Annotated in this window: 12 protein-coding genes and 1 tRNA gene; 7 read left to right on the top strand and 6 right to left on the bottom strand. The window is 71.2% G+C overall.

The features are described 5' to 3' along the window. Positions 1-46: 46 nt before the first annotated feature. Complete coding sequence (locus ACZ7DL_RS27385) at positions 47-868, top strand: nucleotidyltransferase (RefSeq protein WP_470777992.1); 822 nt, start codon at positions 47-49, stop codon at positions 866-868. Here ACZ7DL_RS27385 and ACZ7DL_RS27380 read toward each other — a convergent pair. The 4 genes from ACZ7DL_RS27380 to ACZ7DL_RS27365 all read right to left on the bottom strand — a co-directional run bounded on the left by ACZ7DL_RS27380 (position 865) and on the right by ACZ7DL_RS27365 (position 3,284). After that, positions 865-1,695: an MBL fold metallo-hydrolase gene (locus ACZ7DL_RS27380; protein WP_470777990.1), complete on the bottom strand. Its 831-nt coding sequence runs from the start codon at positions 1,693-1,695 to the stop codon at positions 865-867. The two genes, ACZ7DL_RS27385 and ACZ7DL_RS27380, sit on opposite strands and share 4 nt — an antisense overlap. After that, positions 1,692-2,585, bottom strand: coding sequence for an NUDIX hydrolase (locus ACZ7DL_RS27375; protein ID WP_470777988.1), 894 nt, complete (start codon positions 2,583-2,585; stop codon positions 1,692-1,694). The genes ACZ7DL_RS27380 and ACZ7DL_RS27375 overlap by 4 nt, the downstream gene beginning before the upstream one ends. Before the next feature lie 67 nt (positions 2,586-2,652). After that, on the bottom strand, positions 2,653-3,117 hold the full coding sequence (locus tag ACZ7DL_RS27370; protein WP_470777986.1) for a RidA family protein: 465 nt from the start codon (positions 3,115-3,117) through the stop codon (positions 2,653-2,655). After that, positions 3,114-3,284: a DUF4177 domain-containing protein gene (locus tag ACZ7DL_RS27365; protein WP_470777985.1), complete on the bottom strand. Its 171-nt coding sequence runs from the start codon at positions 3,282-3,284 to the stop codon at positions 3,114-3,116. Before ACZ7DL_RS27365 ends, ACZ7DL_RS27370 begins: the two co-directional genes overlap by 4 nt. Positions 3,285-3,389: 105 nt before the next feature. On the opposite strand from ACZ7DL_RS27365, the gene bagA reads away from it, so the two are divergent. Both bagA and bagB read left to right on the top strand, forming a co-directional pair. Continuing rightward, positions 3,390-4,367, top strand: a complete 978-nt coding sequence (gene bagA / locus ACZ7DL_RS27360; protein ID WP_470777983.1) for an ATPase BagA — start codon at positions 3,390-3,392, stop codon at positions 4,365-4,367. Next, positions 4,364-5,716: an ATPase BagB gene (bagB, locus tag ACZ7DL_RS27355; protein ID WP_470777982.1), complete on the top strand. Its 1,353-nt coding sequence runs from the start codon at positions 4,364-4,366 to the stop codon at positions 5,714-5,716. The genes bagA and bagB overlap by 4 nt, the downstream gene beginning before the upstream one ends. 237 nt (positions 5,717-5,953) lie before the next feature. Here the strand turns inward: bagB and wblA are convergent, their stop codons facing one another. Then, positions 5,954-6,292, bottom strand: coding sequence for a transcriptional regulator WblA (wblA, locus tag ACZ7DL_RS27350; RefSeq protein ID WP_018547931.1), 339 nt, complete (start codon positions 6,290-6,292; stop codon positions 5,954-5,956). A 491-nt stretch (positions 6,293-6,783) separates the two neighbouring features. Between wblA and ACZ7DL_RS27345 the strand changes: the two genes are divergently transcribed. Beyond that, a complete protein-coding gene (locus ACZ7DL_RS27345) occupies positions 6,784-9,123 on the top strand; it encodes a transglycosylase domain-containing protein (RefSeq protein WP_470777980.1) in 2,340 nt (779 codons plus the stop codon). Positions 9,124-9,352: 229 nt separating this feature from the next. On the opposite strand, the gene ACZ7DL_RS27340 is transcribed toward ACZ7DL_RS27345, so the two are convergent. Further along, a complete protein-coding gene (locus tag ACZ7DL_RS27340; protein WP_470777978.1) occupies positions 9,353-9,820 on the bottom strand; it encodes a GatB/YqeY domain-containing protein in 468 nt (155 codons plus the stop codon). A gap of 94 nt (positions 9,821-9,914) precedes the next feature. On the opposite strand from ACZ7DL_RS27340, the gene ACZ7DL_RS27335 reads away from it, so the two are divergent. The 3 genes from ACZ7DL_RS27335 to ACZ7DL_RS27325 all read left to right on the top strand — a co-directional run bounded on the left by ACZ7DL_RS27335 (position 9,915) and on the right by ACZ7DL_RS27325 (position 12,064). Next, entirely contained in the window at positions 9,915-10,841 is a 927-nt protein-coding gene (locus ACZ7DL_RS27335) for a metallophosphoesterase (RefSeq protein ID WP_470777976.1), read from the top strand. 324 nt (positions 10,842-11,165) lie between these two features. Further along, positions 11,166-11,924 carry a Pr6Pr family membrane protein gene (locus ACZ7DL_RS27330; RefSeq protein ID WP_470777974.1) on the top strand — a complete coding sequence of 253 codons (759 nt, stop codon included), beginning with the start codon at positions 11,166-11,168 and terminating at the stop codon, positions 11,922-11,924. Between the two features lie 66 nt (positions 11,925-11,990). Next, positions 11,991-12,064: transfer RNA gene (locus ACZ7DL_RS27325), tRNA-Pro, on the top strand. The last annotated feature ends 53 nt before the right edge of the window (positions 12,065-12,117 follow it).

The raw sequence follows: 12,117 nt of genomic DNA, 5'->3' as shown, positions 1-12,117 counted from the left end.
CGAAAAATGCGCCGCACGGCCGTCTCCGGCACGGCACAGTGAACGCATGCCCGAACCCCCCGTCCCGCACGGCCTCGACGCCCAGGGCCACTTCGAGCGCGAAGGCTCCCTCGCGCGCGTGCCGCACGTCTTCAAACCGGTCGTGGCCGCCGCACGCGACCGGCTGACGGACGCCTTCGGGGCCCGGCTGCACAGCGCCTACCTCTGCGGCTCGATCCCGCGCGGCACCGCGCGCGTGGGCCGCAGCGACCTGGACCTGCTGGTCGCCCTGCGGGAGGAGCCGGCCGACACCGACCGGGAGGCGGTACGCGCACTCGGCGAGGCCGTCGACAAGGAGTTCGCGCAGATCGACGGCGTCGGCACGCTGCTCTACGGCCGCCAGCGGCTGCTGAGCGAGCAGGAGCGGTACGACATGGGCTGGTTCGTGGCCTGCCTGTGCACCCCGCTGCTCGGCGACGACCTCGCCGAGTACCTGCCCCGCTACCGCCCCGACTCCCTGCTGGCCCGCGAGACCAACGGCGACCTCGCCCGGCTGCTGCCGCGCTGGCGGGAGCGGATCGCGGGCGCGGACGACACCGAGGAGGCCCGGCGGCCGCTCGTCCGCTTCATGTCCCGCCATCTCGTGCGCACCGGCTTCACCCTCGTCATGCCCCGCTGGAACGGCTGGACGAGCGACCTGCGGGAGATGGCCGAGGTGTTCGCCGCGTACTACCCCGAGCGGGCCGCACAGCTGCGCACGGCGGCGGAGTACGGCTACGAACCCGTCGGCGACCCGGGCGTCCTGCGGTCGTACGCGGACGACCTCGGGCCCTGGCTCGCCGACGAGTACGCGCGCGTGCACGGCATCAAGGCGCCGCGCCCGGACTAGATCAGCCCGTGCTCGCTGAGGTAGTCCATCTGGGCCCGCACCGACAGTTCCGCCGCCGGCCACAGCGAGCGGTCCACGTCGGCGTACACGTGGGCGACGACCTCGGCCGGGGTGCGGTAGCCGTCCTCGACCGCGGTCTCCACCTGGGCGAGCCGGTGGGCCCGGTGGGCGAGGTAGAACTCGACGGCGCCCTGGGCGTCCTCCAGGACCGGCCCGTGCCCCGGCAGCACCGTGTGCACGCCGTCGTCCACCGTCAGGGAGCGCAGCCGGCGCAGGGAGTCCAGGTAGTCCCCGAGACGGCCGTCGGGATGCGCCACGACCGTCGTACCGCGCCCGAGGATGGTGTCGCCGGTCAGCACGGCTTGGTCGGCCGGGAGATGGAAGCTCAGCGAGTCCGCCGTGTGCCCGGGGGTCGGTACGACCCTCAGCTCCAGGCCGCCCACGGTGATCACGTCACCGGCGGCCAGGCCCTCGTCGCCGAGCCGGAGCGCCGGGTCGAGGGCACGCACGCGCGTGCCGGTCAGCTCGGCGAAACGGCCGGCGCCCTCGGCGTGGTCGGGATGACCGTGGGTGAGCAGGGTCAGGGCGATGCGCTTGCCGGCCCGCTCGGCCGTGTCCACGACGTTGCGCAGGTGGCCGTCGTCCAGCGGACCCGGGTCGATCACCACGGCCAGGTCGGAGCCGGGCTCGGCGACGATCCAGGTGTTGGTGCCGTCCAGGGTCATCGCGGAGGCGTTGGGCGCGAGGACGTTGACCGCCCGCTCGGTGGCCCGGCCCGAGAAGACTCCGCCCCGGGGCTGGCCCGGCAGGAGGCTTGCGTCGGTCATGCGGGGCCTCCACCGGTCGTCTCGGCGGTCGCGGGAGCGGTCGGCACGTGCTTGGTGAACTCGTCGTGCCCGGGCCAGGACAGGACGATCTCGCCGTCCAGGAGGCGGGCCCGGGCGAGCACCGGTGTCATGTCGCGCGCCGGCGCGGCGGCCAGCGCCTCGGCGGCGGTGCCGTAGGGCACCAGCTGGCGCAGGGTGGCGATGGTGGGCGGCATCATCAGCAGCTCGCCCTTGTCGTACCCGGCGGCGGCCTCCGCGGGGCGGATCCACACCGTGCGGTCGGCCTCCGTGGAGGCGTTCCGGGTGCGCTGGCCCTGCGGGAGGGCGGCCACGAAGAACCAGGTGTCGTAGCGGCGGGCCTCGAACTCCGGGGTGATCCAGCGGGTCCAGGCGCCCAGCAGGTCCGCGCGGAGCACCAGGCCCCGTCGGTCGAGGAACTCGGCGAACGACAGCTCGCGCGCGACCAGGGCGGCGCGGTCGGCCTCCCAGTCCGCGCCGGTGGTGTCGCCGACGACCGAGTCCGGGTCCGGCCCGGCGAGCAGGACACCGGCCTCCTCGTAGGTCTCCCGCACGGCCGCGCAGACGATCGCCTGGGCGCCCGCCTCGTCGACACCCAGCCTCTTCGCCCACCACGCGCGCGTGGGGCCCGCCCAGCGGATCTGGCGGTCGTCGTCACGCGGGTCGACACCGCCCCCGGGATACGCGTACGCGCCTCCGGCGAAGGCCATGGAGGCGCGTCTGCGCAGCATGTGGACGACCGGGCCGTCCGGGGTGTCCTTCAGGAGCAGCACGGTGGCCGCGCGCCTGGGGGTCACAGGGGTGAGGGTGCCGTCCGCGAGCGCGCGGATCCGGTCCGGCCACTCGGGGGGATACCACTGACCGTTCGCCATGGCCGGAGGCTATCCCGTATAGGGCGAATGTTCGAGAGGTGCCCGAGGTCAGCGGGACGGCAGCGGACTACTGGGCGAGCTCCACCTGGATCTCGACCTCGACCGGCGCGTCCAGCGGCAGCACCGCGACACCGACCGCGCTGCGGGCGTGCACGCCCTTGTCGCCGAGGACCTCGCCGAGCAGTTCGCTCGCGCCGTTGATGACACCGGGCTGCCCGGTGAAGTCGGCCGCCGAGGCGACGAAGCCGACGACCTTCACCACGCGCGCGACGCGGTCCAGGTCACCGACGACGGACTTCACGGCGGCGAGCGCGTTCAGCGCGCAGGTGCGGGCCAGGTCCTTGGCCTCCTCCGGCGTGACCTCGGCGCCCACCTTGCCGGTGACCGGCAGCTTGCCCTCGACCATCGGCAGCTGGCCGGCGGTGTAGACGTACACCCCGGACCGGACGGCCGGCTGGTACGCGGCCAGCGGCGGCACGACCTCCGGCAGGGTCAGACCCAATTCGGCCAGCTTCGCCTCGACCGTGCTCACGACTCCGTCTCCCGCTTCTCCCGCTTCAGGTAGGCCACGAGGGACTCCGGGTTCGGCCCGGGCACGACCTGCACGAGCTCGTAGCCCTGGTCGCCCCAGCTGTCCAGGATCTGCTTCGTGGCATGGATGAGCAGCGGCACGGTCTGGTATTCCCACTTCTTGGTCATGGGGCCGACTGTAGCCGCTGTGACCGCAGGCTCCGGCGGCCCACCACGGCCCGTTATCCACAGCCTCCCGCGTGGCCGTCGGCCGGACTGGTTAGTCTCGAAGGCGTGAGCAGGCTCCAGGTCGTCAGCGGCAAGGGCGGGACCGGAAAGACGACGGTCGCCGCCGCACTCGCGCTGGCCCTCGCGACCGAGGGGAAGCGGACGCTTCTCGTAGAGGTCGAGGGCCGGCAGGGCATCGCACAGCTCTTCGAAACCGAGGCGCTGCCCTACGAAGAGCGGAAGATCGCGGTCGCTCCGGGCGGCGGGGAGGTGTACGCACTCGCCATCGATCCCGAACTGGCTCTTCTGGACTATCTCCAGATGTTCTACAAGCTGGGCGGCGCGGGCCGGGCCCTGAAGAAGCTCGGCGCGATCGACTTCGCCACCACCATCGCGCCCGGCCTCAGAGACGTCCTGCTGACCGGCAAGGCGTGCGAGGCGGTGCGCCGCAAGGACCGCTCCGGGCGGTTCGCGTACGACTACGTCGTCATGGACGCCCCGCCGACCGGCCGCATCACCCGCTTCCTGAACGTCAACGACGAGGTGGCGGGCCTCGCCAGGATCGGCCCGATACACAATCAGGCGCAGGCCGTCATGCGGGTGCTGAAGTCACCGGAGACCGCGGTGCACCTGGTGACGCTGCTGGAGGAGATGCCGGTCCAGGAGACCGCCGACGGCATCGCCGAACTCCGCGCGGCCCGGCTGCCGGTGGGCCGGGTCATCGTGAACATGGTCCGGCCGGAGGTGTTGGACGCGGCCGACCTGGAACTCGTACGGACCGTGGAGCGTTCATCGGTCGCACAGGCGCTCTCGGCGGCCGGCCTGGGCGGGGCCCGGCGCGGCGGGAACGCCGAGAAGCTGGTGGACCCGCTGCTGCGGCAGGCCGCGGAGTACGCCGAGCGGTACACGCTGGAGCAGGAGCAGCGCGCGGTCCTCGGCGAGCTGGGCCTGCCGCTGCACGAACTACCGCTGCTCGCCGAGGGCATGGACCTCGCGGGCCTGTACGAACTCGCCACCGAGCTGCGGAAGCAGGGGTTGTCATGAGCGCGGACCGGGCAGAGGCGCGGGAGGCCCCCGAGGGGCGGGCGACGGCCGAGGCGCAGGAGACGACCCGTCGCCTCTCCCCCGCGCGCGTGCTCGACATCGATCCGCTGCTGGACGACCCGAAGACGCGGATCGTGGTGTGCTGCGGCTCGGGCGGGGTCGGCAAGACGACGACCGCGGCGGCCCTCGGACTCCGGGCGGCCGAGCGGGGCCGCAAGGTGGTCGTCCTCACCATCGACCCGGCCAAACGGCTGGCCCAGTCGATGGGCATCGACTCCCTCGACAACGTCCCGCGCAAGGTGAAGGGCACCGAGGGCGACGGCGAACTGCACGCCATGATGCTCGACATGAAGCGCACCTTCGACGAGGTCGTGGAGGCGCACGCGGACCCGGAGCGGGCCGCCGTCATCCTGGCGAACCCCTTCTACCAGTCGCTCTCGGCGGGCTTCGCGGGCACGCAGGAGTACATGGCGATGGAGAAGCTGGGCCAGCTGCGGGCGAAGGACGAGTGGGACCTGATCGTGGTCGACACCCCGCCGTCCCGCTCGGCGCTGGACTTCCTGGACGCCCCCAAGCGGCTCGGCTCCTTCCTCGACGGCCGGCTCATCCGCCTGCTGACCGCTCCGGCGAAGCTCGGCGGCCGCGCGGGAATGGCCTTCCTGAACGTCGGCATGTCGATGATGACCGGCACGCTGGGCAAACTGCTGGGCGGTCAGCTGCTGAAGGACGTACAGACCTTCGTCGCCGCGATGGACACCACCTTCGGCGGTTTCCGCACGCGCGCGGACGCCACGTACAAGCTGCTCCAGGCGCCCGGCACGGCCTTCCTGGTGGTCGCGGCCCCCGAGCGGGACGCGCTGCGCGAGGCCGCGTACTTCGTGGAGCGGCTGGCCGCGGAGAAGATGCCACTGGTGGGACTGGTGCTCAACCGGGTCCACGGCAGCGGCGCCGGCCGGCTGTCGGCTGAGCGGGCGCTCGCCGCCGCGGAAAATCTTGAGGACCCCCGCATTGTGGATCAGGGGGACGGGAAAGCTGGACTTCGTAACTCTCCCGACACGTACGGCAGTTCACAAACTCCCGCATCCGAGGCCGCAGCCGCTGCTCCCGAGGAAGGCTCCCCCGCCGACACGGAGCGCTCCGTCGACCGGCTCGCCTCGGGCCTGCTGAGGCTGCACGCCGACCGCATGCAGCTGCTCTCGCGCGAGCAGCGCACGCGTGACCGCTTCACCGCCCGCCACCCCGAGGTGGCGGTGGTCGAAGTACCGGCCCTGCCCGGCGACGTCCACGACCTGGCGGGCCTGCGCGACATCGGAGACCGGCTGGCGGCCGGGCGGCCGGAGCACGCGTAGACACGCACACGGCGCCGCGCGGCGGCCGCGGCTCTGCGCGACTGCGTGGCGGCACGCACGCAGTGGCCGTAAGCGCTGCTGGGCGGAACAAGCAGGCGCGCCGGCGAGAGTCGTAGGCGCCGTACGCGGTGCACCTGTGCACGCGCACGGTGGACGTCCGTACCTACGCGCGGGCGAGCGCCCTGAGGGGTCTTGCCGGGGTGATGTGCCCCCGGGGTGCGCCGGAGGGGGGTGCCCTCAGCTCACCGCCGCGTAGTTCTCGTACACCTCGTCGTTGTCGAGCGGTACGATTCCGGCGCCTCGCTCGTACTCCGAGCGGGCGGTTTCCAGCAGCCTCCGCCACGAGGTCACGGTGGGCCGCCGGCGCAGCAGTGCGCGGCGCTCCCGCTCCGTCATGCCTCCCCACACGCCGAACTCGACGCGGTTGTCCAGCGCGTCCGCCAGGCACTCGGTGCGTACCGGGCATCCGGTGCACACCGCCTTGGCCCTGTTCTGCGCTGCTCCCTGAACGAACAGTTCATCCGGATCGGTAGTGCGGCAGGCAGCCTGCGCACTCCAGTCGGTTACCCAGCCCATACCGGCGCCGTCCTCTCCCGAATCGAGGCTCCCCCACGGCGGCAGCGGCATATTCACCGCCGCCAGTTGAGGACGTTACGGAAGGTGGGGACAGCGCAACACCCCCTTCGGGCCCAATCTTGAATGGCCCGAACGGACTATGGGTAAGCGGCAGATCACCCGCGGGAGTGAGCGTGCGACATGCCCGACCATCCCGGCAAACCGGGGCAGTCGCGGTACGTCACATCGGGCGCCAAGTGACACACCAGGCGGATTCAGGCACGTCCCCCTCAGGAAACGAGCCCGCTCCCTGACGATTTCGGGCTACGCCCGGAACGATTCGGGGTCGCCGGCCGTATAGATACGTGCTCGCACTGCTGTGACAGTTGAGAGCAGCTTAGGCCAAGGCCTGCGCGCGTGTCCGGCGAATGGGAACGGAGACCCCCCGCTTTGCCGTGCCGTGACGCGGTCGCTCCTTAGGAACGCTCAACAGTACGGATTAGGCTGCCCCCATGCCAAAGAAGCGCTCGGGCGGTGGTCTCTCGCCCATGCAGCAGGCCGCCAAGTTCCTCGGTGTCAGTGTGCTCGCCGGGGCCGTCATGGCGGGCATCGCGCTGCCCGCCGCCGGCGCGCTGGGTCTCGCGGCCAAGGGTTCGGTCAAAGGGTTCGACGAGATCCCGGCCAATCTCAAGAGTCCGCAGCTCAGCCAGCGCACGACCATCCTGGACAACCAGGGCAACCAGATCGCGACCGTCTACTCCCGCGACCGTACGGTGGTCGACCTCAAGGACATCTCGCCGTACATGCAGAAGGCGATCGTCGCGATCGAGGACTCGCGCTTCTACAAGCACGGCGCGATCGACCTCAAGGGCGTGCTGCGCGCCGTGAACAAGAACGCGCAGAGCGGCGGGGTCGCGCAGGGCGCCTCCACGCTCACCCAGCAGCTGGTGAAGAACTACTTCGTCGAGGAGGCCGGCGACGACCCGACGAAGGTCGCCGAGGCCACCCAGCAGACCCTCGGCCGCAAGATCCGCGAGCTGAAGTACGCGATCCAGATCGAGGAGAAGCTCGGCAAGAAGAAGATCCTCGAGAACTACCTGAACATCACCTTCTTCGGCGAGCAGGCCTACGGCGTCGAGGCCGCCTCCCAGCGCTACTTCTCCAAGCACGCCAAGGACCTGAACGTCCAGGAAGCGGCGCTGCTCGCCGGCATCGTGCAGTCCCCGAGCCGCTACGACCCGGTCAACGACGAGGCGGAGGCCACCAAGCGGCGCAACACCGTCCTCCAGCGCATGGCCGAGGTCGGCGACATCTCCCAGCGGGAGGCCGACGAGGCCAAGGACAAGCCGCTCGGCCTGCACACCAGCCGCCCCAAGAACGGCTGCATCACCGCCGTGAAGAGCGCCGGCTTCTTCTGTGACTACGTCCGCCAGATCCTCCTCACCGACCCCGCCTTCGGCAAGACCAAGGAAGAACGGGCGAAGCTCTGGAATCAGGGCGGCCTGACGATCCGTACGACGCTGGACCCGCAGGCACAGCGGTCCGCGCAGGCGTCCATCAAGGACCACGTCTACAAGAGCGACGCGGTGGCGACCGCCGCGACCATCGTCGAGCCCGGCACCGGCAAGATCCTCGCCATGGGCCAGTCCCGCCCGTACGGCGTCAACGTCAAGAACGACGAGACGACGATCAATCTGTCCGTGAACCAGGACATGGGCGGAGGCGCAGGCTACCAGCCCGGTTCCACGTTCAAGCCGATCGTCGCCGCGGCAGCCGTCGAGGGCGGCAAGCCCCCGACGCAGGAGTACTCGTCGCCGTACGAGATGGCGTACCCGAGCCCGATCGCCGCCTGCGACGGCAAGGTGTGGCGCAACGACCCGAACCGGCCGGCCAAGCTGAAGAACGAGAACGAGTCGGAGCGCGGCCCGTACGGCATGTCGGAGGCGACCGCCAAGTCGGTCAACACCTACTACGTGCAGATGATCAGCGACATCGGCATCTGCCCGGTCATCGACATGGCCAAGAAGATGGGCGTGGCACGCGCGGACGGCCGCAAGATCGACCAGGCGCCCTCGATCGCCCTCGGCACCCAGGAGATGTCCCCGCTGACGATGGCGAACGCGTACGCCACCTTCGCCGCGCGCGGGATGTACTGCACTCCGGTCGCCATCGAGTCGATCAGCCAGAAGGTCGGCAGCGAGCAGAAGTCCCTGGAGGTGCCGAAGTCGACCTGCTCGCGGGCGATGTCGGAGAACACCGCCGACACGATCAGCACGCTGCTGAAGGGCGTGGTCGAGGACGGCACGGGCCAGGAGGCCGGTCTCGGCAGCCGCGCGAGCGCGGGCAAGACGGGTACGACGGACGAGCGCTTCGCGGCCTGGTTCGTCGGCTACACCCCGAACATGGCGGGCGCGGTCTGGGTCGGCGACCCGCAGCACAAGCGGAAGATGATCAACATCACCATCGGCGGCGTCCCGCACGCCAAGGTCTACGGCGGCGAGGTCCCCGGCCCGATCTGGCGCGACATGATGAACGGCGCGCTGGAGGGCAAACCGGCTCCCGACTTCCATCTGATCGACATCCCCGACGACACCCACGAAGGGGATGATCAGGGAAAAGGCCACGGGGGGAGGGACGACGGCAGGAACGGGGACACGACGGGACAGGTGATCGGCGGACTGATCGGCGGTCTGACGGACGGGGGAACGACGGACGGCACCACGGGTGACCCGACCACCGGCGGAATCGGCGGCGCGTTCCCGACCCCGACGTTCTCCGTCCCCGAGAACCTCATCCAGGGCCCGGGGAACGGCGGGAACAACGGGAACGGCATCGGGGGCGGCCGGGGCTAGCGCCACCGGGGACGGCATCGAGCACGGCCGAGGCCAGCGCCACCGGGGACGGCGACGCTCGCTCGGCTGCCCGCTCGACTGCTCGCCACGACGGCGGGGCGGCACCGGAGTCTTCGGATACGAGGGCGGGGCCGCACCCCGAAGTATGGACGGCGGGGCCGCACCCGGAGTTCTTCCGGGTGCGGCCCCGCCGTCGTACGAACGAAAGTCCCCAGGGCGGGGTGGCTGCTCAGCCCTGGAGCAGCTTCTTCACCGCGGCGGCGACCCGGCCGCCCTCGGCCTGGCCGGCCACCTTCGGGTTCACGATCTTCATGACGGCACCCATGGCCCGCGGCCCCTCGGCACCGGCCGCCCGGGCCTCCTCGACGGCCTGGGCGACGATCGCGTCCAGCTCCTCGTCGGACAGCTGCTTGGGCAGGTAGTCGGCGAGCACCTCGCCCTCCGCCTTCTCCCGCTCGGCCTGCTCGGCACGACCACCCTGCGCGAAGGCATCGGCCGCCTCACGGCGCTTCTTCGCCTCACGGGTGATCACCTTGAGGACCTCGTCGTCGGAGAGCTCCCGCTTCACCTTGCCCGCGACCTCCTCCTTGGTGATCGCGGCGAGCGTCAGCCGGAGCGTCGAGGAGCGCAGCTCGTCGCGCTCCTTGATCGCGGCGTTGAGGTCGTCCTGAAGCTTCGACTTGAGCGTGGTGGTCATGCGCTCGATTGTCGCAGGTGTGCGGCCCGGTACGCCCGCTCATTTATCCGACGGCCGATCTCACCACGGTCAACCGGTCTGACACGATGGGCACATGCGCGCGCGATACGGAATTCCCCTGGGAGTCGTGGCGGCCGGTGCCGCCGGCCTGGTGTATGCGGCGGGTTTCGAGGCCCGCTCCTTCCGCCTCCGACGGGTCACCGTCCCCGTCCTGCCCCCGGGCATGCGCCCGCTGCGCGTGCTGCAGGTCTCCGACATCCACATGGTCGGCGGCCAGCGCAAGAAGCAGCGCTGGCTCCAGTCGCTGGCCGGCCTGCGCCCCGACTTCGTGATCAACACGGGCGACAACCTGTCGGACCCCGAGGGCGTCCCCGAGGTCCTGGACGCCCTGGGCCCGCTGATGGAGTTCCCGGGCGCGTACGTCTTCGGCTCCAACGACTACTACGGCCCCAAGCTCCGCAACCCGGCCCGCTACCTGATGGAGAAGGCGAGCGGACGCCACGGCCTGAACGGCAACCCGCCGGCGGTGGGCGTGATCCACAACCCGTGGGAGGACCTGCGGGACGGCTTCGACTCGGCGGGCTGGCTGAACCTGACGAACACGCGGGGGGTCCTCAAGGTCGAGGGCGTCTCCATCGAGCTGACCGGCCTGGACGACCCGCACATCAAGCGGGACCGCTACGCCCGGGTGGCCGGGGGCCCGTCGGGGACGTACGACTTCTCCATGGGCGTGGTCCACGCCCCCTACCTGCGCGTCCTCGACTCCTTCACGGCGGACGACTACCCGCTGATCCTGGCCGGCCACACCCACGGCGGCCAGCTGTGCATCCCCTTCTACGGCGCCCTGGTCACCAACTGCGACCTGGACGCGGACCGCGTGAAGGGCCTCTCCACGCACACGGCCGAGGGCCGCACGTCCTACCTCCACGTCTCGGCGGGCTGCGGCACCAACCGCTACACCCCGATCCGCTTCGCGTGCCCCCCGGAGGCGACCCTGTTGACCTTGGTGGGGAGGGAGTAGGCAGTAAGGGGCCGGCCGAGAAGCGGTGGGCGAGGCCGCTGGGGGATGGTGACCGGGCTCGACGGACGACGACCGGGTGACACCGGCGGAACAGGCCGGTTGAGCGACACCGGCTGACCCGCCTCGACTGACCGACGCCGACCGACCGGCCCCGGCTGAACGACACCGACCGACCCGCCCCGGCTGAACGACGTCGACCGACCGGCCCCGGCTGACCGACACCGACCGACCCGCCCCGACGACGCCGACCGACCGGCCTCGGGCGTAACCCACTCGGCCCAGCTCACCTCGCCGCGCCCCTCCCCCGCTCGTAGCGTGAGGGGCATGACCGCCCCGATACCCAGGGAGATCCGGAACCTGCCCGCGGTCCCGGGCCCGCCCCTGCTGCTGCCCGCCCCGGTCCCGGCCACCGCGGTGGTGGCCCCGGTCCGCCGCCCCCTGGCCGCGGTGTTCCGCCTGCTGATCGCCGTGGCGGCGGCCGGCGGTGTCGCGCTGGAGCTGCTGCTGAGCACCCCGGCCCACGCGCTGAGCTACTTCAGCGTCCAGACGAACGTCCTCCTGGCCGTGGTCATGTCCCTGTCGGCAGCCCGGGCCTGGCGGGCCCGCCGCCCGCTCCCGTCGGCGGTGACAGGCGCCACACTCCTGTACGTCCTGACCTCGGCACTGGCCTACCACCTGCTCCTGGCCCACACGACGCCGCCGTTCTCCATGACCGGCGCGACGACGCCCCCGGAACGCTGGCACGCCCAGTGGGCGGCCCTCCAGATCCTCCACACGCTGATCCCGGCGGCGGCCCTGCTGGACTGGCTCCTCCTCACCCCCGCGACCCGCCTCCACCTCCGCCAGACCGCGGCCTGGCTCCTCTACCCCTTGGCCTACCTGGCCTTCTCCTTCACGCGAGCCGCCGCCCTCCCACCCGCCCACCACTCCCGCTACCTCTACCCCTTCCTGGACGCAACGGCCCACGGCTACCGCAGCACCCTGGCCAACGGCCTCCTCCTGGGTCTGGGGATCTACGCCCTGGCGGTGCTCCTGGTAGCCCTGGACCACACCCGCCCGACCCCGAACCGCCACCCCGCCTAAACCGGATTTCGTCTGGAGCCACCGGTGGGCTAAAGTAAACGTCGTCGCCGCGAGAAGCAGCGACATCGGGGTGTAGCGCAGCTTGGCAGCGCGCTTCGTTCGGGACGAAGAGGTCGTGGGTTCAAATCCCGCCACCCCGACAGCCAAGTAGCAGGTCAGAGGGCCCTTACCGATTCGGTGAGGGCCCTCTGGC

Source organism: Streptomyces sp. NPDC036984 (assembly GCF_055607665.1).
This window is presented reverse-complemented; position numbering and strand designations above follow the sequence as displayed.